Source organism: Salinimicrobium sp. 3283s (assembly GCF_039602225.1).
Taxonomy (GTDB): Bacteria; Bacteroidota; Bacteroidia; order Flavobacteriales; family Flavobacteriaceae; genus Salinimicrobium; species Salinimicrobium profundisediminis.
In genome coordinates this window covers 3,216,875-3,243,119 of the sequence record NZ_CP143631.1, presented here as the reverse complement: position 1 = coordinate 3,243,119, position 26,245 = coordinate 3,216,875, and the positions used below count along the sequence as shown (strand labels likewise).

The following is a 26,245-nucleotide window of genomic DNA, read 5'->3' as shown; positions in this document are numbered from 1 at the left end:
TTCTTAAAAAAGGCTTCAGCATAGAATATTCCAAATATTTCTTTTGCCTAAATTAGCTGTATGAAAAACACCATAGCAGCCAGGATAGCCGATTTTCTGAAGAATTTTCCGCCGTTTGACCTGCTTCAGCAAGAACAACTTTACACCCTTGCCAGCGAAGTGAAAGTGGTTTATGTTGAAAAAGGAAGAAGCATTTTTAAAGCCGGAGAAGAACAGCATCAGTACTTTTACGTGGTCAATAAGGGAGCGGTTTCAGTATTAAAGCCCCAAAATGACATTTTTGAGACCATAGATAAATGTGATGAAGGCGATATTTTTGGGTTGCGGCCATTGTTTGCGAAAGAAAATTACCTGCTGGAAACCCTGGCCGTCGAAGAGTCAATATTATATGGGATTCCTATTGATATCTTTAAACCCATTGCAGAAAATCATCCGAGGGTAAGAGAATTTTTATTGCAGAGTTTTGCTTCAAATACCCGAAACCCTTATGCTTCGGGAGACAAAGGAAAACTTCTCACCTCAACTCCCCCCGTAGTTGCAGCGCAAAATCTTTTTGAATTACAACCGGCACCCATTACCCGTAAAGTAATTACCATTTCTCCTGCCACCACTGTTCAAAAAGCAGCACAGAAAATGAAATCCAGAATGGTAGGTTCTCTGGTTGTTGTAGAAGACAATATTCCGGTGGGTATAGTTACCGATGAAAATTTTAGAGACCTTGTTGCTAACGGAATGGCTCTTGAAGCAGTTCCTGTTTCAGAAATCATGAGTTCTCCTGTGATTTGTTATTCAAAAGGCATTACTATTTCGCAGGCGCAACTCACTATGATGAAACACGGGATTGACCATATTTGTATTACTGAAGATGGCACTCCAAATTCACAGGTCATCGGGATTCTTTCTGCTCATAACATCATGCTGTCTGAAGGGAATAACCCTTCGATACTTATGAAAGCTATTCAGCGGTCTAACAGCACCAATGAACTGAAGAAGATTCGGAATAAAATCACTTTGTTGCTAAGAGGTTATCTTGAAAGTAATATTCCTCTAAACCTTATCTCAAAGATCATTTTTGAGCTTAATGATGCCTCTATAAAAAGGATCGTAGAAAGATGTATTAAAAAAATGCCTGCTCCTCCCCCAGCCGAATTTGCCTGGCTGTCTTTAGGGAGCCAGGGCCGGAAAGAGCAACTGCTGCAAACCGACCAGGACAATGCCATAATTTTTGCAGATGTTGCCCCTGAACATCATGCTGCCACCAAAGCTTATTTTCTTGAACTGGCAAAAAAGGTAAATAAACGCCTGAGTATAATAGGTTATGAATATTGCCCGGTAAATACTATGGCTAAAAATGAGCAATGGTGTAAAAGTCTTTCGGAATGGAAAGAACAGGTGGCACTATGGATCACTAACGCAGGTAATGATGAATTGCTGCTAAGTTCAATTTTCTTTGATTTTGATATCTCTTACGGAAATGTAAAATTATCTAACGCACTATCTGACCACATTTTTGAATTAACCCGCAACAACAAAAGGTTCACTTCTGCCCTGGCTGCAGTTACATTGAGAAATCCGCCGCCTCTTGGATTTTTCCGGCAATTCGTAGTAGAACACGATGGGGAAAACAAAGACACTTTTGATATTAAAAAGAGAGCCATAACTCCCCTCACAGATGCAGGAAGGCTTTTGATCCTCTCCCACGAGGTTAAAAATTTGAGCAATACTTCCGAAAGATTTGATAAACTGACACAACTGGAGCCATCAAACAGGGAACTTTACCTCGCCTGTTCATTTGCATCTAAAGCTCTTCTGAAATTTCGAACAAAACAAGGTATTAAAGAACGTAATAACGGCAGGTTCATCAAACTCGAAGAACTAAGTAAGGAGGAAAAAATGAAGTTAAAACGGTGCTTTAGAAGCTTAAAAGAAGTGCAGGATCTTGTAAAGATTAGATTCGAAATTTCGGGATATCATGTTTAATTTTTTTAGAAAAGAAAGTCCAGATTACCCAGAATTCTGGAACGCTTACGAAGCGAAATTTCAGGAGGAGCTACCTGCATTTGTTTCGCAAACAACTTTTGTTGTTTTAGACACAGAGACCACAGGATTTGATTATAAAAACGACCGAATCCTGAGTATTGGCGCTGTGAAAGTAAGGTCTAATGAATTAGATGTTTCTCAAACTTTCGAACATTATTTACAGCAGGAAAGATTTAATCCCGAATCGGTGAAAATTCACGGTATACTTAAAGAGGAAAAAACTGAAAGCCTTACAGAAGAAGAAGCTATCCGCAAATTTTTAAAGTACATAGGGAATGCTGTCCTGGTTGCCCATCACGCGGTTTTTGATATTAAAATGATCAATTCAGCTTTGAAAAGAAGGGGATTGCCAAAATTGAAGAACCCGGTTTTGGATACGGGATATTTGTACAGGAAGACGTTATTAAACTCCAACCTCATAGACAGGGAGAAAAATTATTCCCTAGATGAAATTGCCGAAGCTTTTATTATTGATGTTAAAGACAGGCATACCGCAATTGGCGATGCATTCATTACTGCAATAGCTTTCCTAAAGATCCTCGGAAAAATCGACAAGAAAAAGGAGATGAAATTTAAGGAACTATTAAAGCTTTAATCCTAAAAATTCATCTCCCTGTAAATTAATTATTTTTTCTACGCCAATTTAATCATGCTTAGCCTCGGCCAAGATTTCATCCACTATTTCAGGGTTGAGCAGCGTTGAAGTGTCCCCAAGATTATCGGTATCATTAGAGGCGATCTTCCTTAGAATCCTCCTCATAATTTTACCGCTTCGCGTTTTTGGAAGTCCGCTAACAAACTGGATCTTTTCAGGTTTTGCAATTGGGCCCAGGGTTTGAGAAACAATATCTTTGATTTCTTTTTCCAATTCTTCCGAAGGTTCCACTTTATCGTAGAGAATAACGTAAGCATAAAGTGCATTCCCTTTAACTTCGTGTGGAAAACCTACTACCGCACTCTCTACTACGTTTTCATGTTCATCAATAGCATTTTCTATGGCAGCAGTTCCCAGGTTGTGACCAGATACAATAACTATATCATCAACCCTTCCTGTAATTCGATAGTTACCTGTGGCATCGCGATATGCCCCGTCACCTGTAAAATATTTGTTTTCAAAAGTAGAAAAATAGACTTCTTTATAACGTTGATGGTCACCGTAAATAGTACGCGCAATAGATGGCCAGGGGAACTTAATGGCCAGCCTACCTTCAACAGGTTCGGTGGTATTGGGGATCTCCTCTCCTTCATTATCCATTAGCACAGGCTGTACACCCGGCAGTGGCAGGGTGGCAAAAGTTGGCCTGGTAGGGGTGATCCCGGCAAGCGGTGAAATCATGATAGCGCCGGTTTCGGTTTGCCACCACGTATCAACCACAGGGCAATTTCCTTTCCCAACATTATCATTATACCAGTGCCAGGCTTCCTCATTAATTGGTTCTCCCACACTTCCGAGGGCTTTGAGAGAAGACAGGTCATGATTCTCTACAAAACTCAGGGGTTGTTTAGCAAGTGATCTTATTGCTGTAGGAGCAGTATAAAAATGGGTGACCTTTAATTTATCTACAATATCCCAGAACCTTCCGTAGTCGGGATAACTGGGAATTCCTTCAAACATCACGGTAGTGGCACCCGAGGCCAGCGGACCGTAAATAATATAGGAGTGACCGGTAATCCAGCCTATATCGGCAGTACACCAGTACACATCATCTTTTTCGAGCTGAAACACGTTTTGAAAGGAGTAAGTAGTACCCACAAGATAACCTCCCACTGTATGCACCATGCCCTTAGGTTTTCCTGTTGAGCCTGAAGTATAAAGTATAAACAACATATCTTCGGCATCCATAACTTCTGGAGGGCATTCTTTTTCGGCTTTTTGAAGTTCATCAAACCAGAACTTATCCCGCCCCTCTTTCATAGGTGTTGGTTCTACTGTACGGCGATAAACAATTACTGTTTCCACCCCGGGAGTTTGCTCCAGGGCCTTATCACACATCTCCTTTAAATTCACCTTTTTGGAACCTCTGTAAACTTCATTTGCCGTGATGAGCATCTTACAATCTGAATCATTAATCCGCTTTGCAATGGCAGAGCTGGAAAATCCGGCAAACACAATAGAGTGAACAGCGCCAATACGGGCGCAGGCAAGCATTGCAATGGCCAGTTCGGGGATCATGGGCATATAAAGACAAACCCTGTCCCCCTTTTTGATACCATTATTCTTAAGCACATTCGCAAAATGGGAAACTTTTACAAAAAGCTGCCTATAAGTAATGTAGCGGGATTCCTCATCAGGGTCGTTAGGTTCCCAAATTATGGCAGTTTTATTTCCCAGGGTGTCCAGGTGACGGTCAAGGCAGTTTTCTGTGATATTCAACTTTCCGCCCTGAAACCATTTTACTTCTGGTTTTTTAAAATCCCACTCCAGGGTTTTATCCCACTTTTTCTGCCAGGTAAAAGTAGATGCTACTTCATCCCAAAAAGCTTCAGGATCTTTTATGCTTTTTTTGTAAGCCTTCTTATAATCGGCAAAGGTGCGTAATTGTAGATTTTCCATTTTTTAAAATTAGGAAAAGCTTCTTCAAAAACAAATAAATTTTCAGGGGGTACTCAAAAATGACATTTTTGAGAGGTATTTTTCCGAAGGAATAAATGTTACCCACGTTCGTTATTTTTTCTGAAATATGTATCTTTAAGTAAGTACAGGATTTTTTAAACTTCAGAAAAACCTATGGAATTTATCGACTATTACAAGGTTTTAGAGCTGGATAAGAATGCTACTAAAAGTGATATAAAGAAGGCTTACCGAAAGCTGGCCCGAAAATACCACCCCGACCTCAACCCCAATGACACCGCTGCCCAAAAAAAATTTCAGCAGATCAATGAGGCTCATGAAGTGCTCATAGATCCCGAAAAGCGGAAAAAATACGACCAGTACGGCAAAGACTGGCAACATGCCGAAGAATTTGAAAAAGCAAAAGCCCAGCAACAGTATCAGCGGCAGTCTGGTAGCGGTTTTGGGGGAAGAACCGGAGGATTTGGCGGTGCAGAAAGTTTTAGCAGCGGCGGATTTGAAGGGGGGGATTTTTCAGACTTTTTTGAATCTATGTTTGGAGGAGCTGCTGGCGGAAGGCAGAGAACCACCCGTTTTAGAGGGCAGGATTACAACGCCGAACTGCATCTTAACCTCACCGATGTTTACAGAACCCACAAACAAACCCTTACCGTAAACGGAAAGAACATAAGGCTCACCATTCCTGCAGGAGTGGAAAACGGGCAAACCATTAGAATTAAAGGCTATGGTGGCGAAGGAATGAACGGCGGGCCCAGCGGAGATTTGCTCCTCACTTTCGCCATTAACAACAACAGCACGTTTAAACGCGAAGGGCAGCATCTTTATAAAGACGTGGAGCTGGATATTTTTACGGCTATATTGGGCGGCGAACTCATGGTGGATACTTTTGACGGAAAGGTAAAACTTACCGTAAAGCCCGAAACTCAAAATGGCACTACAGTAAAGCTTAAAGGAAAAGGCTTTCCGGTGTATAAAAAAGATGGCAAATTTGGTGATCTATTTATAACTTATACCCTAAAGATCCCAACCCATCTGAATGCTCGTGAAAAGGAACTTTTACAGGAACTGAAAAAACTGCGGAAAAATGGATGATCAATATATCTCAATCGTAGAATTTTGTCACTGCCACAAACTGGAGTATTCGTTTATACAGTCGCTCACCGAACACGGCCTGATACAGACAGTGATTATTGAAGAAAATGAATACATAGAACAGGAGCAAATAAGGGAGCTGGAACGCTTGATGCGCCTGCATTATGACCTGGATATAAACCTGGAAGGCATAGAGGCTATAAATCATTTACTTGACCGGGTTTCCCACTTACAGAATGAAGTAAGGCAGCTGCAAAATCGGCTTAAATTATATGAAGACTAACCATTAAAATTACTTATGAAATTAGCACTTATTATTTTTACAGGAGTTACTTTACTATTATCACTACAAACCTGCAATAACAGCCAGGCTCAGCAAGATCATCCCACTTCGGCTGAAGCAAATGAGACAACCATGGAATTGACCGGCATCATTCGGGAACAGGGAATAACCTCTTACCAATACGGCACCCATACCATTACTACTGCAGACGACAAGTTCTATGCTCTCAAAAGTGATGCAGTAGACCTGGATGATTATGTAGAGGAAAAGGTAACTTTAGTTGCCGAAAAAATTGAAGGCTACCCTCTTTCAGGAGGCCCCGAATATCTTTTGGTGTTAGAGGTTAAGTGAAGGTAGATTTACGAAGGTAGAAATACGAATTTCAGTTGGCAGTGCGCAGGCTTAAGTAGGCAGTGGTTAAAAAGTAAGACTATGATTTTTTTAGATAGTTGCTGGGTGTTGCCCCAATAGGTTTAAAAAAATTTCAGGCTGACATAATAGGCGCTTATCTGGAACACAGGTTGGGCTAAAGCCCTGTTGAACTGGATTTCATTAGCCCCCGACTTGAAAGTCGGGGCAATTTATCTTTTGGGAGACATTGTTCAAATAGCGGTTTCGAACATTTTTTTCACGCCCTACCGATCATGAAAAAAGCTCAGCCTTGCAATCTGTTAAACTGTCTTCTAACTTCGTATTTCTAAAATCTAACTTCTTCAATCCTAACTACTAAGAAACTCCAGCACATTTTTCTCAATCCGCTCTTCGATCCTTGAGATGTCGGCTTTTATGAATTGTTCGCCGGTAATTTGTTCGTAAAGTTCAATATAACGTTCGGAAACTGAATTGATGTACTCCTCGCTCATCTCCGGAATTTGCTGACCTTCTTTTCCCTGGAAGCCATTCTGAATAAGCCATTGCCTCACAAATTCTTTGGAAAGTTGCTTTTGTGGTTCCTCATTGGCTAATCTCTCCTGGTAACCTTCAGCATAAAAATAGCGGGAAGAATCGGGCGTGTGGATCTCATCTATGAGTACAATCTCGCCATTTTTAGTTTTGCCAAATTCATATTTGGTATCTACAAGGATGAGCCCGTTTTTCTTAGCGAGTTGTGTTCCACGAAGAAAAAGCTGTCGGGTATAGATTTCGAGAGTGTTGTAATCTGCTTCAGAAACAATTCCTTTTTTGAGGATCTCTTCGCGCGAAATATCCATATCATGCTCGCCTGAATCTGCCTTGGTGGTGGGCGTAATGATAGGTGCTGCAAAAGCTTCATTTTCCTTCATACCTTCAGGCAAATGTACCCCGCACAAACTTCGTTTTCCGCTGGCATATTCTCTGGCAGCATGGCCGGTGAGATATCCTCTTATCACCATCTCGACCTTAAAGGGCTCGCAGCTTTCCCCTACTGCCACATTAGGATCGGGCGTGGCCTGCAGCCAGTTGGGCACGATATCTTCTGTAGCTTTCATCATTTTTGTAGCCAGTTGGTTGAGGATTTGTCCTTTATAAGGAATTCCTTTTGGCATTACAACATCAAAGGCCGATAGCCTGTCGGTCACGATCATGACCAGCCGGTTATCTTCAAGGGTGTAAACATCCCGAACTTTTCCTTTATAAACTTCTTTCTGTCCCGGAAAATTAAAATTGGTAGCGGTAATAGTGTTCATCAAAACATGAGGTTATATGAAAAGATCCCACGGGTGCGGGATCTCAAAAATGACATTTTTATTCGGCGTTTTCTATTCTTTTATAAGCAGCAATAATTTTCTTGACCAGTTTATGGCGAATCACATCTTTATCATCAAGATGAATAATTCCCACCCCATCAACATCCTGCAAGACAAGAATTGCTTCTTTAAGCCCTGAAATTACCCTTTTTGGAAGGTCAATTTGGCCGGGATCACCCGTTACCATGAACTTTGCGCTCTTTCCCATCCGGGTTAAAAACATTTTCATTTGGGCATGGGTGGTATTTTGTGCTTCATCGAGAATTACAAAAGCATGGTCTAGTGTACGGCCACGCATAAAAGCAAGGGGAGCTATTTGTATCACCCCTTTTTCGATGTAGCTTTCCAGCTTTTCGTGTGGGATCATATCGCGCAGCGCATCATAGAGCGGCTGCATGTATGGATCGAGCTTTTCTTTAAGGTCACCGGGTAGGAAACCGAGGTTTTCACCTGCTTCTACGGCAGGCCGGGTAAGAATGATCCTTTTTACCTGCTTTTCCTTTAGCGCTTTCACTGCCAAAGCCACTCCCGTATATGTTTTTCCAGTACCGGCAGGACCAATGGCAAAAACCATATCATTCTTCTTCATCAACTCTACCAGGCGACGCTGATTGGCCGTTTGGGCACGAATCATCCTGCCACTCACGCCGTGAACCAGCACTTCCCCGCTTTCATTAGAAGTTTCATAATCTTCTTTACTCTCACTGGTAAGCACCCGTTCTATGGAGTTTTCATCCAGACGATTGAATTTTCCGTAGTGGTCTATAAGCATATTGAACCTTCTGTCAAATTCTTCGAGCATTTCTTCGTCACCGTAAATGCGAAGTTTATTGCCTCTTGCCACAATTTTGAGCTTTGGAAAATATTTCTTCAAAAGCTCAATATGTGAATTTTGTTCCCCAAAAAAATCTCTGGGACTTATTTCAGAAAGTTCAATGATAAGTTCGTTCAAAAGCGACCGGATTAAATTTAAAAAATGAGTTAATTATCTTTAGATTTGCATTACAAACTTAGCTAAATAAAGGTTTAAGTTAGGAAAAATATTATTAGAAATTGCCCATGGCCATAATTACCTTAACGACAGATTTTGGGGAAAAAGATCATTTTGCAGGGGCAGTTAAAGGAGCGATTTACACCGAGGTACCTTCGGCAAAGATTGTAGACATCTCCCACTCCATCGCCCCGTTTCACATTACTGAAGCCTCTTACATCATTAAAAACGCCTACAGAAGCTTTCCTGAAGGCAGTATTCATATTATTGGGGTAGACTCTGAACTTACGCCTGAAAATAAACATATTGCATTAAAACTTGACGGGCATTACTTTATTTGTGCCAACAACGGTATACTCTCTTTAATTGCTTCGGAATATGTACCCGAAAAGATTGTAGAGATCAATATACACGATAAGGTACAGAGTAATTTTCCGGTTCTGGATGTATTTGTGAAAGTAGCCGGTCACCTGTCAAGAGGTGGCACCCTGGAAGTTATCGGAAAATCCATTCCCGGAATAAAGCAGCTAAAGGAAATGGAACCCCTTATCAATCCTGAAATGAACCAGATCAAAGGAAATGTAATTTACATTGACAATTACGGCAATGTGGTGACAAATATTCCGAAGAAGCTGTTTGAGAAAATTGGCAAAGGCCGAAAGTTTAGTATGCGTGCAAGGACCGCTACTTTTACCGACATCTATAACACCTACAGCGAAGCCATCAATTTTGACACCGACATGATCAACCGGGAAGATGGTAAAAAACTGGCCATCTTTAATTCGGGAGGATATATTGAACTGGCGATCTACAAGAGCAACCCCAGTACGGTAGGCAGTGCCTCTACCCTCTTCGGACTCGAGTACAGGGATACGGTAACGGTGGATTTTGTTTAGCGCAAAGGAGGTTTTCAGTTTTCGGTTCTCAGTTGTCCGTGTTTGTTACTGGTTAATTAGGTATAGTGAATAGTTGATTAGAATTAATCTACTCTCGTTTTACTGTCCTCTTTTTATTTGATGAAAATTTTTAAATATAAGTTGAAAATAATATGTTGATCCGGATCGTAAAAATGACTTTTGAAGCTTCAGAAACTGAAGATTTTCAGGAGCTATTTCAGCAGAATAAAGAAAAGATCAGAGGCTTTGAAGGCTGTGAATTTTTAGAACTCTATCGAGATAAGAACAATAAAAATATCTTTTTTACGTACAGTTACTGGCAAAATGAAGAGGCCCTGGAAAATTATCGCGGTTCTTTCCTTTTTAAAGAAGTTTGGAGCGAGACCAGGAAAATGTTTGCCGCTAAACCTGAAGCGTGGAGCGTGGATAAAATATGGACCTCAGGTTCAGTAGGCAGTGCCAGTTTTAAGTAGGCAGTAGGTTTCGCGTTCAGGGTTTAAAATAGATTGGAATTTGGAATTTGGGATTTGGATTTTTTTTACCTTAAACAATATTCAATATACATTATACATTAAAAAGTGTTAGCAGTTTTAAAGAAAGAAATTAACGCATTTTTCGCCTCTCCCACAGGCTATCTGGTCATAGGGTTATTTCTCGTGGTGAACGGACTTTTTCTTTGGGTCTTTAAAGGTGAGTATAATATCCTGGACAGCGGGTTTGCCAATCTGGAGCCCTTTTTTACGCTTGCACCATGGGTGTTTTTATTTCTTATTCCGGCAATTACCATGAAGAGTTTTTCAGAAGAAATAAAACAGGGTACATTAGAATTGCTAATTACCAAACCTTTAACAACTGTAGAACTGGTACTGGGCAAATACCTGGGTGCAATTGTTTTAATACTTCTTGCCATTTTACCAACGCTGCTGTACATTGTGGCTATCTGGTATTTAATGAGTCCGGGCGGAAACCTGGACAGCGGCGTCATCCTTGGGTCCTATTTTGGTCTCGTCTTTCTTGGCGCCTGCTATGCCGCCATCGGGATTTTTGCTTCAATACTTTCCCCAAACCAAATAGTATCCTTTATACTTGCCATTTTTCTTTGCTTCATCGCTTATTTTGCTTTTGAAGCCCTGGCAACCCTGAATATATTTGGCAGTGGAACATTTGGAGTGGAAGAACTGGGTCTCAATGCACATTATGAGAGCATTAGCCGGGGGATTATTGACACCCGGGATGTCATCTATTTTTTAAGTTTCATCTTTCTTTTCCTGGCGCTCACCAGCTTTATTCTTAACAAAAAAAAACAATCCTGAAATGAAGTCTCAAAAATCGCATTTTTGGAAGGTATTTTTGTTATTGCTCGCAATCATCGGGATTAACGTGCTTTCCTATAATTTCTTCGGAAGGTTTGACCTCACTGCCGATAAACGCTATACTTTATCTGAAGCTTCAGAAGAAATCATTTCCAAAGCCGAAGCGCCTGTAATTATCGATATTTTTCTGGAAGGAGAATTTCCACCCGAATTTAGGAGGTTACAGGTAGAGACCAGGCAGCTGCTCGAAGAATTTGCCGCTGTAAACCCTCAAATCAAATACCGGTTTACCAACCCCCTTGAAGAAGGTGGCAATGCTAATGATATTGCCACACAATTCTATGAAATGGGGATGACCCCCGCACGTATCAATGTGGTGGAAAACGGCCGAACAAGCGAAGCCATAGTGTTTCCCTGGGCCATGGCCAACTTCGGAAATAAATCGGTTGCCATTCCTTTACTGAAAAATCAGTTGGGAGCAACCACCGAAGATCGTGTGGCAGCATCGGTACAACAACTGGAATATGCTTTTGCTGATGCTTTCTCAAAACTACTGGAGCCAAAGCGTAAAAAAGTGGCGGTAATGCGAGGTAACGGTGAGCTTGAAGACAGGTATATAGCCGACTTTATCAGGAAAATTCAGGAATATTATTACATAGCACCCTTTACTTTAGATTCTGTAACTGTAGATCCTCAGGGAACCCTGGCACAGCTTAAGGAGTATGATTTGGTGATAGAAGCTAAACCCACTGAACCTTACACAGAAGCCGAAAAATTGGTTTTAGACCAATATCTCATGAACGGCGGAAAACAATTATGGCTGATAGAACATGCTGCGATGGAAACCGACAGCCTTTTCACGCCTGCAGCAACAGCCTTTGCCCTACCCCGCGACCTAAACTTAGGAGATTATTTCTTTAAGTACGGCTTAAGAATTAACCCGGCACTGGTCAAAGATCTTTACTCGGCTCCTATAGTTTTGGCTACTGGCTCGGGCAACAACGCCCAGTTCAATCCTTATCCCTGGTTTTATTTTCCGATTTCTTCCTCCCCTTCAACTCATCCTGTGGTGAACAACCTGGAGGCAGTAAAGTTTGAATACGCCAGCCCCATCGACACCCTCAAAAATAACATTGATAAAACGGTACTCTTAGCTACTTCTCCCCGATCTGCAGTTGTGGGTCTTCCAAGAGAAATAAGTTTGGAAGAGATCACCGCAAAGCCCGACCCATCCGAATTTACTTCAGGTGAACTGCCTTTAGCCGTTCTTTTTGAAGGAAATTTCAGTTCAGTTTATGACAACCGAATTTTGCCATTTGTGCTTAATAACTTCCGAAGTAAAAGTGAAGAAACAAAAATGCTGGTGATAAGCGATGGTGATGTCATTAAAAATCAGTTACAACGAGGGGAGCCGCTTGAGTTGGGTTATGATCGTTATACGGGTACAACCTACGGCAACAGGGAATTTTTACTCAATGCAGTCAATTATCTCCTGGATGACCGCGGACTCATCAACATTCGGAGTAAAGAGGTGAAAATAGCATTTCTCGACCCCGAAAAAGTGGAAGAGGAAAGAACCTTTTGGCAAATGATGAATATTGCACTCCCAATTGGCCTGCTGGCACTGTTTGCAGCATTGTTTAGGGCAATAAGGAGAAATAAATACGTAAAGTAGAAGCACTTCTTCAGGAAAGCCTTTGTTTATTAACAATTTCAGAATATAAAAAACATAAGATGCTGAAAATGACATTTTTGAAAGGTATTTTAGAGGATTTACTGTTAATAAAAAATGACTCCTGCTTTCATGCCTTTTGAAGGATTAGGATATATTTGTATCAAGATTAACTTATTACGAAGCCAATGAAATTTATTGTATCGAGCACATATTTGCTAAAACAGCTACAAATACTGGGGGGTGTGATTAACAATAACAACACTCTGCCTATTCTGGATAACTTCCTTTTTGAATTAAATCAAGACGAACTTACCGTTTCTGCATCAGATTTGGAGACTACCATGTCAGCCAAACTTTCTGTAGAATCTGATTCTGAAGGAAAAATTGCAGTGCCTGCCCGCCTGTTACTGGAAACTTTAAAGACCTTTCCGGAACAGCCGCTGACTTTTGTAGTGGAAGATAACAATACCATTGAGCTAAGTTCTAACCACGGGAAGTATGCCCTGGCTTATGCCGGCGGTGAAGAATTTCCAAAAGCTGTGAGCCTTGAAGAGCCAAGCAGTACTGCTATTGTGGGAGATATTTTGGCAACGGCCATTAGCAAAACCATTTTTGCTTCGGGAAATGACGACCTGAGACCTGTAATGAGTGGGGTATTTTTCCAGTTCACCCAGGACAGCCTTACTTTTGTAGCTACAGATGCTCATAAACTGGTAAAATATTCTCGAAATGATATTGCGGCTTCTCAAACGGCAGAATTTATTATGCCGAAAAAACCCCTGAACCTGTTAAAAGGAATTCTTTCGGGTTCAGATTCTGAAGTTATTATTGAATACAACGAGTCAAACGCACGTTTTACTTTTGAAGACACCACTTTGGTTTGCCGACTTATTGACGGGAAATATCCGAATTATGAAGCGGTAATCCCTAAGGAAAATCCGAATAAACTGGTCATTGACCGCGGGCAATTCCTTAGCTCAGTAAAAAGGGTCTCTATTTTCTCTAATAAAACAACACACCAGGTTCGCCTGAAGATTGCAGGTGCTGAACTAAATATTTCTGCGGAAGATGTAGATTACAGCAACAAGGCCGAGGAACGGCTTACCTGTTCTTACCAGGGAGACGATATGCAAATTGGATTTAATTCCCGTTTTCTTACCGAAATGCTTTCTAACCTTAATGCTAATGAAGTGCAGCTTGAAATGAGCCTTCCAAACCGCGCCGGAATACTTACTCCTGTAGACGGATTAGATGATGGAGAGCAGGTAACAATGCTTGTGATGCCGGTAATGTTGAACAATTAAATCGCTGCGCTGTTAGATTTTAGATTTTAGATTTTAGATTTTAGATTTTAGATTTTAGATTTTAGATTTTAGATTTTAGATTTTAGATTTTAGATTTTAGATTGCCTCCTTCGGAGGCTGTTAGATAAAAAAATACCCTCTGAAAAATGACATTTTTCAGAGGGTATTTTACTTTATATCTTTCTCTTCTTTGGAAGAAGATTTATTTTGACCAGAATGGGAAACTCACTACGCTTGACAATACTTCAGAAAAAAACCTACAGAGTGAAAAATCACCTTGCAGGTTCGTTTTATTTAATTGTGCTTCTAATTTTATTAGTGTTACCTCAAGCGGAAACTTCTCTTTAAACGCCCAAAGCCTATTATTTTAAAATATTTATGCTCATTGGATAAGACGGAATTTCTCCATTGTTGACTTTTATTGCATTAAGTATCGGAAAAACTATAGCAATAATACCGATACCAATGAGGATAAGAATTCCCAGTCCGAACAGAAAGATGAGCGGTATAGCAATAATAGAATAGATAAAAAGGGAGATCTGGAAATTCAGGATCATTTTCCCATGGGCGTCCATCCCCAGAACCTTTTCTTTTTGCGTAAGCCAAATGACCAGCGGAACTAGAAATCCGCCAATCCCCGTTACCAGGCCCAGTAACTGACTCAGGTGCGTAAGCATTAATAACTGTCTGTCTTCTCTCATGATTGTTGCATTTGAATATTCCATTTTTGATTTGATTGATGATTATACTTCAAATATACGATTTAATATAGTACTATGTTATAAAAGATAGTGTTTTTTTATTCTAACTTGCAACCTCCATTCTTCGCAATACCCAATATTAAGAGAATAGGAAAAATAAGTTTGGAAGTAAGTTCTCTTATTCCGGAACTTTTTCTTTTTCTCTTCATAAATGTCAAAATCAGAATTGCCTGGTTAAACGACCAGATACATTCCTTATTTACAACATTTAAGTACTTCTAACTTTTAACTTCATTTCGCTACTTTTGCATCATGAAATTGAACGACAACATCGTAGCACTTGCCACTCCTTCGGGTGCCGGAGCTATAGCAGTGATAAGAGTTTCAGGGCCCGATGCAGTGAAGCTGGTAGCTCCCATTTTTAGAGCAAAAAGCAAAAAGGACCTTTTAGATCAACCTTCGCACACGCTACACCTTGGAAATATTATTGATGGAGAAAGAATTATCGACGAGGTACTGATTTCAGTTTTTCATGGACCAAAATCTTATACCGGAGAAAATACTATCGAGGTTTCCTGTCACGGTAGCCCCTATATACAGCAGGAGATCATTCAGTTGTTGATTAGAAGAGGCTGTCGTTCTGCCGAAGCCGGCGAATTTACCTTACGTGCCTTCCTCAATGGAAAAATGGACCTAAGCCAGGCAGAAGCTGTGGCCGATCTTATTTCTTCGGAAAATGCTGCCAGCCATCAAATGGCGATGCAGCAAATGCGCGGGGGATTTTCAAACGAAATTCAGAAACTACGACAGGAACTTCTTGATTTTGCTTCCTTAATAGAATTAGAACTCGATTTTGCTGAAGAAGATGTGGAATTTGCCAATCGCGATGAATTCAAACAACTGGTAAGCCGCATTCAAAATGTACTTAAAAAGCTTATCGATTCCTTCGCTGTAGGGAATGTTTTAAAGAATGGAATACCCGTAGCAATTGTAGGCGAACCTAACGTTGGGAAATCGACACTTCTAAATGCCCTTTTAAACGAGGAAAGAGCAATAGTTTCTGAAATTGCCGGTACCACGCGTGATACCATTGAAGATGAGATCTCCATTGGGGGAATTGGCTTCAGGTTTATTGACACTGCCGGAATTCGTGAAACCGAAGATGTAGTGGAAAGCATTGGGATCAAAAGAACCTTTGAAAAGATAAGTCAGGCGCAGGTAGTAATTTTTCTGCTTGACGCCGAAAAGTTCAAGGTACAAGGTTCAAGGTTCAGGGTGGAGATTGAAAAAATAAAGAATCAATTTCCGCAGAAGCCTTTAATCATTGTTGCCAATAAGATAGATCAATCATCTGAATCTGAAATTGCAGAACTTAATGTCACCCTGAACTCCGTAGAAGGCTCTCACTATTTGCCAATTTCCGCTAAAAGTGGAACAGGCGTGGAAGAACTCCAACAAAAACTTCTGCAGTTTGTGAACACCGGCGAGCTGCGTAACAATAATACCATTGTAACCAACAGTCGACATTACAATGCCCTGCTTTCAGCCCTGGAAGAGATTAACAAGGTTCAGGATGGGCTAAACCACAATCTTTCTGGCGACCTGCTGGCGATCGATATTCGGGAAGCCCTGCACTATTTTGGAGAGATCACCGGCGAGATCACCAATGATGACCTGCTTGGGAATATTTTTGCTAATTTTTGTATTGGCAAATAGAAAATCAAACCAACAAAAACAAAAACAAACTAAATCTCACACTATTACAGGGTTTAGGAACAAAAGTTATTTTGTTGTCTTTTGTTAAAAGGTACATTTTTTTTAATATATGTACCTTTTATAATAAAATTTATATTTAGATTTGGCTTATGAATGTCTCTTATTTACCTCAAAAACCACCAAAAATGAATATGAAAATTGTGTCCCAAAAATTTGGAGAGATTACGACTCCTATATCCTTCTATAGCATCTTAAATACTCAAGCGAAATGTCCCTTAGAGATATCTAATCGAGCATATCAACATTAAAATTGGCCTATGAGCTCTAATATTAGAATCAAGAAAAAGTGCCAGCTCTGCAACAGCGAATTCATTGCAAAAACTACTGTTACCAAATTCTGCGGAGATACCTGTGCCAAGATCGCCTACAAGGCCAGAAAACGAGCTGAAAAAATTCAAAAGGCTGATAAACCACAAAAGGTAAAAGTTGATCACAAGGAAAAGGTTCAGGATTTACAACTGAAAGAATTCCTCAGCGTAAAAGAAGCGGCCATTCTACTCGGTTGTTCAGTAAAGACTATTTATCGTCTCATAGACAATGAACAATTAAAAGCAGTAAATCTGGGACAGAGACTTACCCGTATTAAGAGAACAGAAGTAGATTATATTTTTAACCAACAAAACTAACCCATGGCAAACGTTACCTTAAGATCAAAACCTCTAAAAGGTGGGATGCTTAGTCTTTATCTTGACTACTACCCTCCTGTCATTATCCCTAAAACAGGCAAACTTTCTCGAAGAGAATTTTTAAAACTCAAGATTTATGAGTTTCCTGGTAATGCCCAGGAAGAAAGGTTTAATGAATCACAACTTGAAATAGCTGAGGAAATAAGAGCCACCCGATTTCTGCAACTGAAGAACAAAGAATTCGGATTAGTAGATAATATTGTGATGGATATCAAATTCAGCCAGTATTTTCAAGAAGTAGTAGATGAATACTATAACACCGGAAGCAAAGGAAACTACCATTCCTGGAAATCTTCCCTGACTTACTGGAAAGCTTTTATGGGAGAGGATTTAACTACCCAAAGCTTGACTGAATGGCATGTAAATCATTATCGAAACTTTCTCCTAACCACTAAAAATCTTAGAACCAACAAAAAAAAGTTGGCGATAAATACAGCCTCTACCTATTATAAAAATTTTATCATGGTCCTGAAGAGGGCTTATAAGGATAAGCTTTTGAGTAAAAACCTTGCTGAGAATGCCAGATATATTAGAGAACAGGAGACGCATAGAGAATATTTATCTGAAAAGGAACTATCAAAGCTCTGGAAAACTCCTATTGATAACGTAAAAGTGAAGCATATGGCCGTTTTTTCAGCTTTAACTGGGCTTCGATTTTCAGACGTTATTAACCTGAAGTGGGAAGATGTGTATGAGGACTCCCACCAGGGCTATTACATTCAGTTTAGGGAGCAAAAAACAGGAAACATTAAGAACCACCCTATCTCCAAATCAGCTGTAAATATTCTCACTGAGCAAGAAACGAAGGAGGGACAAATTTTTACTGATATCAAATATTCTCAAATTTCCAGACCTCTTAAAAAATGGCTCCTCGAGGCAGGTATTCACAAGAAAATCACTTTTCACAATTTTAGGCACAGTTATGCCACCCTTCAGTTGGCTAATGGAACCGATATCTATACGGTTTCAAAGCTATTAGGCCATAAAAATGTATCCACAACTCAGATATATACCAAGGTTATGGATGAGAACAAAGTAAAAGCAGCTAATAGAATAAATTTAGACTTAGATGGACTATAGCGAATTATTTGAAGAGAAATATCAGGAAGTTTTTCAGCAATTAGAAAAGTTCGTCAACAGTGAATTTAGAAGCTCAAAGGAAGACGATGAGGATGAGCGGGATTTTCTGGAGACATACAATGAAGTAAAACTTAATCTTGAAGAATGGCGAAACCAACATTTTGAAAAATCTTCGCTCAAATCTGATTTTGAGATTTATCAATACTTTACCTCCCGTAACAATAAAGCGAATTTTCCTGAACATCTATTTCCCGGGGTTCTGGAGAGAAAGACAAAGACGTTATTTCTAGAGAAACGTTCTGAAGCAGAGTACCCAGCTTTTATAGAAGATTTAGCAGAAAATAAGGCCTTTAAAGATATCATAGATATAGCTAACAACTATTATAAATATTTTGATTTGGTTTATAAGGACAAGAAGTGGAAACCAATAGATCTCACAAAGTTCGACCATAACTACGAATCAGCTGAATATTTCTTAAAGCTCCACAGAAAAATTTACACCCAGCGAAAGGTTATAGGAAGCACAACAAAAAAGGACTACACCAAGGAAATTGCCCAAACCAAACAATTATTAAGTTCATTTGAGGAGGAAGAGAAAATTTTTCTTCTCAAGGTATTTCATGATAGAATACTTACAGCAAGAAAAGGCATGGATAAAACAGAGCTAATCCGCTTTTCTCATGTTCTTTCCGGCATTAAAGATTTAAGTATTTTCTATAAAGTAGCTGGAGATGCCCAAACCTACACCTTATTTCACAAAAAATATCCTCATTTTGTAAATCTGCAAAATGGAAAATTCTACCAGACTCTTATAAATAGATTAGACGCCTCAAAGTTGTATTCTTTAAAAGCTGAAGTAAAACTAATAGAAAGTGAAGTTCTAAAAGAAATCAACAAGGCAGGCAAAAAATAAGTAAATCAAACTTAAAAAAGAAAACCAGCTACCCATATTAGCTGGTTTTTTTGTTTTAGTTCCTGATGTTTATATAACGTAGGAATCTCACTAACAGCATTTTGCAAAAACCCACGACTTACCGACGGGTCACCCACCAATAAAGGCTAGCCTGCGAATTCTCTCTACACTTACATCCTGTAACAATAACACATTTAAAAACAGGATTATGAAAGACCTTAATTTGATCACAGGCGAGGATCTTAAAAAGCTCGCTACAGAACTTTACCAGCTATCCAAGCAGGAAGCTGAAGAAAACAACCAGGAAGACATCCTAAACGCTAAACAGGCTGCCAAGCTTCTGGATTTAAGTCCGGCTACCATTTACGGCAAAACCCACCGTAATGAAATTCCCTTCTTTAAACAGGGAAAAAAGTTGCTCTTCTCTCGAGCTGCTTTATTAGAATGGCTAAGGAAAGGCGAAAATCCAGTAGCAACCATTTCATCAACTACGGCAAAATCAAAAGCGGCCGAATATTTACACCAAAACAGAAGATTTTAATCAAAACCTACAAAAACTACATCATGAAAGAATATAAAAAGAAATGTGTTCACTGCTCAGAGGCTTTTAGGACAACAAATAAAAACCTGGAATACTGCTACCGCAGAACTTGTGACGAGACAGCTAAATTATTAGAAATAGAACAGGCTATTGATCGTCTGATAAGAGTTATTACCTCTAATACCATAACTAGTAAAACTGGACAAAAGCACCTAAAAAGTAAAACTAATTTCTTGATCAACAGAAACAAGAATCGATATCACACTATTAAAAATTTACCAAAAGGCCAAAACGGAGTAACCGCTAAATATGACATAGTGACTGGGGAAATCGTATATCGCTCCTTTGATGACCTATTAAAAACACCGTTAATCTAACGTTACTTTAATTTATAATCATGGACAAATACTTATATACGTGCGACTACTGCGCCAAAACATATGTACCCAAAAGGAGATATAAGCAAAGATTCTGCAGCAACAGCTGCAGAGTCAACTCCCACAAACGTAAAAACAGACTATCTCCAGCAAAACCTGATGTGGGGTTAAAAGCACCTTCGGACAAGCCTCATAAAGAAGGAATCTCCATGGCAGGAATCGGTAACGCGGCTATAGCGAATGTTGTTACTGAAGTGGGGAAATCAATATTCATTAAGGAAGAAAATAAGCCAGCAACTAAGGGCGACCTCCAAAATTTAGCAAGTAGGATTACCGAAAGGTACATCTTAATAAAGAACATGGATGTACGTGCTGATGGAGCTCCGGCCTATTTCGATACTACCTTAAAAGAGATCGTTCACCTTAAGTTTTTGCCGCCATGGAAATAGGAAGTTTAAAGGACATTGAGGAGGCAATAATCGAAAACAGCTCAAGCTTGGAAGATAAGGCTGTAAGACAACTTCATCAAATTATAGCAATTATGCCTCCATACATCCGAACACTCATAAATGAAGCTTTTGAACATAAAAGAATACCCAAAGAGTACCTATTGACAGCTATACTTTTTGCCTTCAGTAATACTGCAGGTCTAGCAATTCGGCTGGATGCCATGGGATATTCTAACTATGGCAATATCTATGCGGCTATTATAGGTAGCAGGGGAGACGTAAAATCCCCTGCTATGGATTTAGCCACTGAACCATTGAAGAAGTATGATGATTTACAGTATCAGGAATTTCGAGAAAGATCTTTGCAGGACGGACATGAGGAGCCAAAAGGGAGGAAACAATTGTTTATCCAGGATGCCACCATTGAAGCAGCTTATTTTAAGCATTTTCATAATCCTTTTTCCCTTGGAATTTTGATGGATGAACTATATCACTTAATTGAAAAAATGAGTAATCCTTCAAGCAAGGATGGCCCAGGCTGGCGGACACTTTTGTTGCAAGGAAACACCAACAAATTTGTCGACATAGCAAGAAAAACAACCGAAAGCTTCCGATTATCGAAATCTTATCCTGTCCTTATGGGTTCCATACAGCAAGAATTTATACCGAAAATCTTTTCAGGAGGTAATTTAGAAAGCGGATTGACAGATCGCCTCTTTTTCACGCCTAAATTAACGCACAATTCAAAGCTTTCCAGGTTTCCTATTGGACAAGGCTGTTTAAATAGGTATTCGGATAACCTGCTAAGAATGATGGAATATCGAAAGCTTGTTGAGGATTCAGAAACAAAAGATCCGCTGATTCTAACCTGCACATCAGAAGCAGAAGACAGGATATTTCAATACACCCAAGACCTGATTCATCTGCAGGAAAAATCGAAAGAAATAGAGAAAGGTTATTTGGCTAAAGCCCAAATAAACATCCACAAGCTCGTTATCCTAACACATCTGATGAAAGAGTCAGCTACTCCTGAATTTCGTCTAAAGATAGACTTGGAGACCGTGGAGGAAGCCATAATGATCATGAATTTTTACTTTACCAATTTCCAGATCATTATTGATAAACTCGACCACAATACCGCGGATATTGATTTGGATGATGTCGTAAGGCTTGGAGTAAAAAATAAAGCTACGCAGCAAGAAATTGCCTCAGTGATAGGAAAGAACAAGTCATCGGTCTGCAGAAAAATAAAAAAATTGAAAAAATAGATGCAATCTGCAACTTGCATTTCACTTCAACACTCCTAATAACGAGTTGATATATAGTTTTTTACAACCAAATTAAAGAGTGTTTGCAAGTTGCACGTTGCACAACAATGTACCCTATGCTTAGCAAAATTGAAAGATTATTAAAATTTGACAATAGGCGGAATTACCAACTCATTACACCCTGCTGTGGCAAGCGGAATACAGATGGGAAATTTGTCAATTATAAAGGTTTTCCACTAATCTATGGTTACTGTCATTCCTGCGGAAAAGCCACTACCCCACCCGCTTTATACAAGGATGAAAAAGGGCAAGAGTACCAATGGAATGAAATTACCAACTCCTGGGACACGGATGTGGTGATCTCCCCTACTCCAAGTCTTTCAGAAAATTTTAGCTCTACAAGCAATAATCCAGATCAGCGATTTATATCTGAATCGCTGATCTGGAAATATTATGAGGTAACACCGGAAAATAATCTGCTGCAGTATCTAAGAAGGACTTATCCTAAAGAAGGTGTTGAACGTGTTAAGGAAGAATATGTATTGGGATCTACAAAAGACGGAGGTACTATTTTTTGGCTAATCAATGAAGATCTCCAGGTCCAGAAAAATAAAATTTGTTATTATCAAGAAAACGGGAAGAGGACCAATCGCTTTAAAGCACCTTATAAAAATGATGATGGCTACTATTCTTGCTTATTTGGTGCTCATCTCCTTAAGCCAATTAGAAAAGGAACAGATCTCGTTATCCTGGTGGAAAGTGAGAAAACAGCTGTTGTAGGAGCAATTCTACTACCGCAATTTACCTGGCTGTCATTCGGTGGTTTAAATGGACTGACAGAGCCTAAAGTAGCTTGCTTAAAAGGCCATAAGGTTTTATTGATACCCGACATTAGCGAAAAGGCAACGGCAATATCTTATGACAGAATTTCTTTTCTCAAGGCCATAGGTGTAAATGCAACAATTTGGGATATGACAGAAGGCAAAGGAGATGACGAATTAAAAGCACTCAAACTATATAATATGGATTTAGAAGACTTTTTTCGTGTTATCAGATAAGATCAACCGCTCAGCAACTGCACCGGTTGAAAAACTGCAACTGCAAAACCAACTGTAACATAATTTGCTATTGCAACAGCATTATGTAGGATTTATCTCTTAAATAATCTCTAATTTTTAAGATAATTTTATAGATTTACTGAAACCAATTCTGCAGCCCCTACTTCCCTACTCCAGGTGTCAGAATTTAACCTATAACCATCTCATACAGCATGGCCTTATTTCAGGTTTCAGTACTCAAGAATTATCTCAAGCTTCAGGAGGAGCAGCTCGTGGACAAAGCCTATAAAAAGTTCACCTCCTATTTTCAGCATCCCGAAATTCAGGAAAACATCAGGAAGTCGAAAGAAGAAGAATTTCAAGCTATATTTCTGAATGAACTCTTTGTAAAGATCCTTGGTTATACACTTAAACCGAATCCCGGTTATGATCTTTCCACCGAATTCAAGAACGAGTCCAACAACCGCAAGGCTGACGGTGCGATCCTGAAGGACGGGAACGCCATTGGAGTAATAGAACTTAAAGGCACCAACACCAAACACCTGGAAGGGATACGGCAGCAGGCTTTTGACTATAAAGCGAATCAAAAGCATTGTGTTTATGTAATCACTTCAAATTTTGAAAAGCTAAGATTTTATATACAGGATGCCACAGAATTCCTTGAATTTGATCTTTTTGAGCTGAACCGGGAGGATTTCGGACTACTATGGCTTTGCCTGAGTAAGGAGAATATTCTCAACGGTCTTCCGCTGAAGATCAAGGAAGCTTCCCTTGGGGAGGAAGAAGAGATCACCAAAGAATTTTATAAGGATTATTCCCTTTTTAAGAGGGAACTTTTCCGGGATCTGGTACAGCGGAATGTAGAGAGATTGAAAGACCGACCTTCGGGTTATGAATCCGACGCTCACGTTTCTGAAACCGAAGCTGAAAAGGAAGTCAAACTCAACCTGTTCAAAAAGTCCCAAAAACTAATAGATCGTTTCCTCTTTATCTTTTTTGCTGAAGATCGTGGTCTCCTGCCTCCCAATGCCGTTGTCAATATACTTTCGGAATGGAATCAATTAAAGGTCTTGGACGCTGAGATCCCGCTTTACGAGCGCTTCAAACAATATTTCGGATATCTCAACCACGGCCGTCCTGCGACTGATACCCGCCCAGAGATTTACGCCTACAACGGCGGACTCTTTAAACCTGATGAACATCTGGACGGGCTGGAGATCGATGATCATTTGCTTTACAAACATACTTCAAAACTTGCGAAATATGATTTTGAAAGCCAGGTAGACGTGAACATCCTGGGGCATATATTTGAAAATTCCCTAAATGAGATAGAAAGTGTAAGTGCTGAGATTGAAGGTGGCAAATTTGACAAACAAAAGAGTAAGCGGAAAAAAGATGGGGTATTTTATACTCCGAAATATATTACAAAATATATAGTTGAGAATACCATTGGCAGACTGTGCGAGGAAAAGAAGAGCGACCTCGGCTTTAGAGAAGAAGAATACTTTAAGGGAAGAAAGCGCCGCCAAAAAGACACTTTAGAGGGCCTAGTAAAGATCCTCGATGACTACCGTCACTGGCTGTTGCAACTCACCATTTGTGATCCCGCCTGCGGGAGTGGTGCTTTCCTTAACCAGGCCCTGGATTTTCTCATTAAGGAGCATCGGTATATCGATGAAATGAAGTCAAAGCTGCTCGGCGGCAGCATCATATTAAGCGACATTGAAAATACGATTTTAGAGAGGAATATCTACGGAGTGGATATCAATGAAGAAAGCGTGGAGATCGCCAAACTCAGCCTCTGGCTTCGCACCGCCCAACCCAGCCGAAAATTAAACGACCTTAGCGGCAACATCAAATGCGGCAACTCCCTTATTGACGATGAAGCAGTAGCCGGCAATAAAGCATTTAAATGGGAAGATGAATTTCCTGAGGTGTTTGATCCGTCGTCAGGCTCCGGACGTGGATTTGATGTGGTGATTGGCAATCCGCCTTATGTGAGGCAGGAGTTATTTGGAGAAATAAAGTCATTTTTGGAGAGCTCCTATAATGTATTTGAGGGAACTTCCGATCTATTCGCTTACTTCTACGAAAAAGCATTTTTGATCCTAAATTCAAACGGATTATTCGGCTTTATCTCCAACACCTTCGATAAAACAAAAGCTGCAAATACACTAAGAAGTTATTTGCAAAAGAATGTTTGTTTTATTGATTATGTTGATTTTACGGAAGTTCAAATTTTCGAGGGAGCAACTACTTATCCAGTAATTATTATAGCAACAAACAGAACGCCACAAAAAAATGAATTCAATTATACTAAGATTCCAAAAAGTGCACAGGCCAATATTATAAATATCGAGAATCAGCAAAACTATCGAGTATTGCAGGAATTTTTGGATTACAAGAACTGGAGTTTTCTACCTGTTGAGAAAGCTCAACTTCTTAAAAAGCTTTCAAAACTTGAGAGGGTCAAAAATCTTTACCCAAAAACTTATCGAGGTATAGTAACAGGATTCAATGATGCCTTCATTATAGATAAAACCACAAAGGAGAATCTAGAAAGTGAACATCCAAGTTCAAAAGAGATCATCAAACCATTTTACGAGGGGAAGGATCTTACCAAATGGATTTCTGAAGATATAGAAAAGTTCATCATATTTACTCGCAGAGGAACAGATATCGAAAATTATCCTGCTATAAAAAATTATTTATTACAGTTTAAAGCCAAGTTGACTCCACGGAACAGCCCAGATATGAAGATTGGAAGGAAATCTGGTGCATATCAGTGGTTTGAAATTCAAGACTCCATAGATTATTACAAGATATTTGAAGGTGAAAAAATAATCTGGCCCAATTTACAATCCTCCAGTAAGTTTTCACTAGATGTTAATGGTTATTATATAAATGCACCTTCAGTAATTTTACCCGTAGCTGATAAAGCATTGCTATGTATTCTTAATTCCAAGGTTGTTTGGGAGTTTTTGAAATCTATATGTGTCGTGAGGAGTGGTGGTTATATTGAAATTAAACCACAATATTTCGAGCAAATTCCATTACCAATCATAGAAAGGCGCCAGGATTTAGAATTACTGGTTGAAAAAATACTGAATCTTGTTTCAGACTATCAAAATATCAAGAACAAATTTTCCAATTACTTTTCTTCCTCTTATAAACTCCAAAAGACATCCAGAAAACTCCAGTCATGGCACGAGTTGGAATTCGACGAGTTCATAAAGGAGCTAAACAAAGCGATTAAGGCAACTAATAAAGTCCGCGTCAAAGAAGGCCTCTCCCCTGTGCCGGGACTCACCAAAAAAGATGAATTTGAATGGATGGACCTGTTTGAGGAGAACAAACAAAAAGCTATGGAGCTGCAACGGGTGATCGAAAAGACAGATAAAGAAATCGACCGGATGGTGTATGAGCTTTATGGGTTGACTGAGGAGGAGATTGAGATAGTTGAATCTAGTGTAATTAAATAATCGAGTGTGGTGTAAAAATAA

General features: G+C 39.6%; 24 protein-coding genes. 20 read left to right on the top strand and 4 right to left on the bottom strand.

Annotation, left to right across the window (positions count from 1 at the left end; all coding sequences use genetic code 11):
• The first annotated feature begins 60 nt into the window (after positions 1–60).
• Together VS868_RS14390 and VS868_RS14385 are read left to right on the top strand one after the other, a co-directional pair.
• Positions 61–1,980 (top strand): DUF294 nucleotidyltransferase-like domain-containing protein, encoded by a 1,920-nt coding sequence (locus tag VS868_RS14390; RefSeq protein WP_345598460.1) that lies wholly within the window; start codon positions 61–63, stop codon positions 1,978–1,980.
• Positions 1,973–2,635, top strand: coding sequence for a 3'-5' exonuclease (locus tag VS868_RS14385; protein WP_345598459.1), 663 nt, complete (start codon positions 1,973–1,975; stop codon positions 2,633–2,635). The genes VS868_RS14390 and VS868_RS14385 overlap by 8 nt, the downstream gene beginning before the upstream one ends.
• 48 nt (positions 2,636–2,683) lie before the next feature.
• Here the strand turns inward: VS868_RS14385 and acs are convergent, their stop codons facing one another.
• Complete coding sequence (gene acs / locus VS868_RS14380; RefSeq protein ID WP_345598458.1) at positions 2,684–4,594, bottom strand: acetate--CoA ligase; 1,911 nt, start codon at positions 4,592–4,594, stop codon at positions 2,684–2,686.
• A 174-nt stretch (positions 4,595–4,768) separates the two neighbouring features.
• On the opposite strand from acs, the gene VS868_RS14375 reads away from it, so the two are divergent.
• The 3 genes from VS868_RS14375 to VS868_RS14365 are packed head-to-tail and all read left to right on the top strand — an operon-like array spanning position 4,769 to position 6,338.
• Positions 4,769–5,704 carry a J domain-containing protein gene (locus tag VS868_RS14375; protein ID WP_345598457.1) on the top strand — a complete coding sequence of 312 codons (936 nt, stop codon included), beginning with the start codon at positions 4,769–4,771 and terminating at the stop codon, positions 5,702–5,704.
• The gene (locus tag VS868_RS14370) at positions 5,697–5,987 is read left to right on the top strand and encodes a chaperone modulator CbpM (protein WP_345598456.1); all 291 of its coding nucleotides are present in this window, start codon (positions 5,697–5,699) and stop codon (positions 5,985–5,987) included. The genes VS868_RS14375 and VS868_RS14370 overlap by 8 nt, the downstream gene beginning before the upstream one ends.
• 15 nt (positions 5,988–6,002) lie before the next feature.
• Entirely contained in the window at positions 6,003–6,338 is a 336-nt protein-coding gene (locus tag VS868_RS14365; RefSeq protein ID WP_345598455.1) for a hypothetical protein, read from the top strand.
• A 368-nt stretch (positions 6,339–6,706) separates the two neighbouring features.
• Here VS868_RS14365 and VS868_RS14360 read toward each other — a convergent pair whose 3' ends face one another.
• Together VS868_RS14360 and VS868_RS14355 are read right to left on the bottom strand one after the other, a co-directional pair.
• Positions 6,707–7,654, bottom strand: coding sequence for a phosphoribosylaminoimidazolesuccinocarboxamide synthase (locus VS868_RS14360; RefSeq protein WP_345598454.1), 948 nt, complete (start codon positions 7,652–7,654; stop codon positions 6,707–6,709).
• Between the two features lie 58 nt (positions 7,655–7,712).
• Positions 7,713–8,666 (bottom strand): PhoH family protein, encoded by a 954-nt coding sequence (locus tag VS868_RS14355; RefSeq protein WP_265163848.1) that lies wholly within the window; start codon positions 8,664–8,666, stop codon positions 7,713–7,715.
• Positions 8,667–8,773: 107 nt separating this feature from the next.
• On the opposite strand from VS868_RS14355, the gene VS868_RS14350 reads away from it, so the two are divergent.
• The 5 genes from VS868_RS14350 to dnaN all read left to right on the top strand — a co-directional run bounded on the left by VS868_RS14350 (position 8,774) and on the right by dnaN (position 13,893).
• Positions 8,774–9,601, top strand: coding sequence for an SAM-dependent chlorinase/fluorinase (locus tag VS868_RS14350; protein ID WP_266069085.1), 828 nt, complete (start codon positions 8,774–8,776; stop codon positions 9,599–9,601).
• Between the two features lie 152 nt (positions 9,602–9,753).
• On the top strand, positions 9,754–10,074 hold the full coding sequence (locus tag VS868_RS14345; protein ID WP_345598453.1) for an antibiotic biosynthesis monooxygenase: 321 nt from the start codon (positions 9,754–9,756) through the stop codon (positions 10,072–10,074).
• A gap of 105 nt (positions 10,075–10,179) precedes the next feature.
• On the top strand, positions 10,180–10,914 hold the full coding sequence (gene gldF, locus VS868_RS14340) for a gliding motility-associated ABC transporter permease subunit GldF (RefSeq protein WP_345598452.1): 735 nt from the start codon (positions 10,180–10,182) through the stop codon (positions 10,912–10,914).
• A 1-nt stretch (position 10,915) separates the two neighbouring features.
• Positions 10,916–12,589 (top strand): gliding motility-associated ABC transporter substrate-binding protein GldG, encoded by a 1,674-nt coding sequence (gene gldG, locus VS868_RS14335; RefSeq protein WP_345598451.1) that lies wholly within the window; start codon positions 10,916–10,918, stop codon positions 12,587–12,589.
• 185 nt (positions 12,590–12,774) lie between these two features.
• Positions 12,775–13,893 carry a DNA polymerase III subunit beta gene (gene dnaN, locus VS868_RS14330; protein ID WP_266069089.1) on the top strand — a complete coding sequence of 373 codons (1,119 nt, stop codon included), beginning with the start codon at positions 12,775–12,777 and terminating at the stop codon, positions 13,891–13,893.
• A 362-nt stretch (positions 13,894–14,255) separates the two neighbouring features.
• Here the strand turns inward: dnaN and VS868_RS14325 are convergent, their stop codons facing one another.
• Positions 14,256–14,594: a DUF4870 domain-containing protein gene (locus tag VS868_RS14325; RefSeq protein ID WP_345598449.1), complete on the bottom strand. Its 339-nt coding sequence runs from the start codon at positions 14,592–14,594 to the stop codon at positions 14,256–14,258.
• Positions 14,595–14,906: 312 nt separating this feature from the next.
• On the opposite strand from VS868_RS14325, the gene mnmE reads away from it, so the two are divergent.
• The 10 genes from mnmE to VS868_RS14275 all read left to right on the top strand — a co-directional run bounded on the left by mnmE (position 14,907) and on the right by VS868_RS14275 (position 26,224).
• Positions 14,907–16,310, top strand: coding sequence for a tRNA uridine-5-carboxymethylaminomethyl(34) synthesis GTPase MnmE (gene mnmE / locus VS868_RS14320; protein ID WP_345598448.1), 1,404 nt, complete (start codon positions 14,907–14,909; stop codon positions 16,308–16,310).
• 317 nt (positions 16,311–16,627) lie between these two features.
• Positions 16,628–16,996, top strand: coding sequence for a helix-turn-helix domain-containing protein (locus tag VS868_RS14315; protein WP_345598447.1), 369 nt, complete (start codon positions 16,628–16,630; stop codon positions 16,994–16,996).
• A 3-nt stretch (positions 16,997–16,999) separates the two neighbouring features.
• Complete coding sequence (locus tag VS868_RS14310) at positions 17,000–18,136, top strand: site-specific integrase (protein ID WP_345598446.1); 1,137 nt, start codon at positions 17,000–17,002, stop codon at positions 18,134–18,136.
• Positions 18,126–19,049, top strand: a complete 924-nt coding sequence (locus tag VS868_RS14305) for a hypothetical protein (RefSeq protein ID WP_345598445.1) — start codon at positions 18,126–18,128, stop codon at positions 19,047–19,049. The genes VS868_RS14310 and VS868_RS14305 overlap by 11 nt, the downstream gene beginning before the upstream one ends.
• A gap of 208 nt (positions 19,050–19,257) precedes the next feature.
• Complete coding sequence (locus tag VS868_RS14300) at positions 19,258–19,590, top strand: helix-turn-helix domain-containing protein (protein ID WP_345598444.1); 333 nt, start codon at positions 19,258–19,260, stop codon at positions 19,588–19,590.
• Positions 19,591–19,613: 23 nt separating this feature from the next.
• A complete protein-coding gene (locus tag VS868_RS14295) occupies positions 19,614–19,967 on the top strand; it encodes a hypothetical protein (protein ID WP_345598443.1) in 354 nt (117 codons plus the stop codon).
• Positions 19,968–19,987: 20 nt separating this feature from the next.
• A complete protein-coding gene (locus VS868_RS14290; protein ID WP_345598442.1) occupies positions 19,988–20,416 on the top strand; it encodes a hypothetical protein in 429 nt (142 codons plus the stop codon).
• Entirely contained in the window at positions 20,407–21,684 is a 1,278-nt protein-coding gene (locus VS868_RS14285; RefSeq protein WP_345598441.1) for a DUF3987 domain-containing protein, read from the top strand. The genes VS868_RS14290 and VS868_RS14285 overlap by 10 nt, the downstream gene beginning before the upstream one ends.
• 116 nt (positions 21,685–21,800) lie before the next feature.
• Entirely contained in the window at positions 21,801–22,742 is a 942-nt protein-coding gene (locus tag VS868_RS14280) for a DUF6371 domain-containing protein (RefSeq protein ID WP_345598440.1), read from the top strand.
• Between the two features lie 212 nt (positions 22,743–22,954).
• Positions 22,955–26,224 carry a DNA methyltransferase gene (locus tag VS868_RS14275; RefSeq protein ID WP_345598439.1) on the top strand — a complete coding sequence of 1,090 codons (3,270 nt, stop codon included), beginning with the start codon at positions 22,955–22,957 and terminating at the stop codon, positions 26,222–26,224.
• Positions 26,225–26,245 lie beyond the last annotated feature (21 nt).

Excerpts from the sequence above, each read along its gene's own strand:
- VS868_RS14390 (WP_345598460.1), top strand. The coding sequence starts at position 61 with ATGAAAAACACCATAGCAGCCAGGATAGCCGATTTTCTGAAGAATTTT.
- VS868_RS14385 (WP_345598459.1), top strand. The coding sequence starts at position 1,973 with ATGTTTAATTTTTTTAGAAAAGAAAGTCCAGATTACCCAGAATTCTGG.
- acs (WP_345598458.1), bottom strand. The coding sequence starts at position 4,594 with ATGGAAAATCTACAATTACGCACCTTTGCCGATTATAAGAAGGCTTAC.
- VS868_RS14375 (WP_345598457.1), top strand. The coding sequence starts at position 4,769 with ATGGAATTTATCGACTATTACAAGGTTTTAGAGCTGGATAAGAATGCT.
- VS868_RS14370 (WP_345598456.1), top strand. The coding sequence starts at position 5,697 with ATGGATGATCAATATATCTCAATCGTAGAATTTTGTCACTGCCACAAA.
- VS868_RS14365 (WP_345598455.1), top strand. The coding sequence starts at position 6,003 with ATGAAATTAGCACTTATTATTTTTACAGGAGTTACTTTACTATTATCA.
- VS868_RS14360 (WP_345598454.1), bottom strand. The coding sequence starts at position 7,654 with ATGAACACTATTACCGCTACCAATTTTAATTTTCCGGGACAGAAAGAA.
- VS868_RS14350 (WP_266069085.1), top strand. The coding sequence starts at position 8,774 with ATGGCCATAATTACCTTAACGACAGATTTTGGGGAAAAAGATCATTTT.
- VS868_RS14345 (WP_345598453.1), top strand. The coding sequence starts at position 9,754 with ATGTTGATCCGGATCGTAAAAATGACTTTTGAAGCTTCAGAAACTGAA.
- gldG (WP_345598451.1), top strand. The coding sequence starts at position 10,916 with ATGAAGTCTCAAAAATCGCATTTTTGGAAGGTATTTTTGTTATTGCTC.
- dnaN (WP_266069089.1), top strand. The coding sequence starts at position 12,775 with ATGAAATTTATTGTATCGAGCACATATTTGCTAAAACAGCTACAAATA.
- VS868_RS14325 (WP_345598449.1), bottom strand. The coding sequence starts at position 14,594 with ATGAGAGAAGACAGACAGTTATTAATGCTTACGCACCTGAGTCAGTTA.
- mnmE (WP_345598448.1), top strand. The coding sequence starts at position 14,907 with ATGAAATTGAACGACAACATCGTAGCACTTGCCACTCCTTCGGGTGCC.
- VS868_RS14315 (WP_345598447.1), top strand. The coding sequence starts at position 16,628 with ATGAGCTCTAATATTAGAATCAAGAAAAAGTGCCAGCTCTGCAACAGC.
- VS868_RS14310 (WP_345598446.1), top strand. The coding sequence starts at position 17,000 with ATGGCAAACGTTACCTTAAGATCAAAACCTCTAAAAGGTGGGATGCTT.
- VS868_RS14305 (WP_345598445.1), top strand. The coding sequence starts at position 18,126 with ATGGACTATAGCGAATTATTTGAAGAGAAATATCAGGAAGTTTTTCAG.
- VS868_RS14300 (WP_345598444.1), top strand. The coding sequence starts at position 19,258 with ATGAAAGACCTTAATTTGATCACAGGCGAGGATCTTAAAAAGCTCGCT.
- VS868_RS14295 (WP_345598443.1), top strand. The coding sequence starts at position 19,614 with ATGAAAGAATATAAAAAGAAATGTGTTCACTGCTCAGAGGCTTTTAGG.
- VS868_RS14290 (WP_345598442.1), top strand. The coding sequence starts at position 19,988 with ATGGACAAATACTTATATACGTGCGACTACTGCGCCAAAACATATGTA.
- VS868_RS14285 (WP_345598441.1), top strand. The coding sequence starts at position 20,407 with ATGGAAATAGGAAGTTTAAAGGACATTGAGGAGGCAATAATCGAAAAC.
- VS868_RS14280 (WP_345598440.1), top strand. The coding sequence starts at position 21,801 with ATGCTTAGCAAAATTGAAAGATTATTAAAATTTGACAATAGGCGGAAT.
- VS868_RS14275 (WP_345598439.1), top strand. The coding sequence starts at position 22,955 with ATGGCCTTATTTCAGGTTTCAGTACTCAAGAATTATCTCAAGCTTCAG.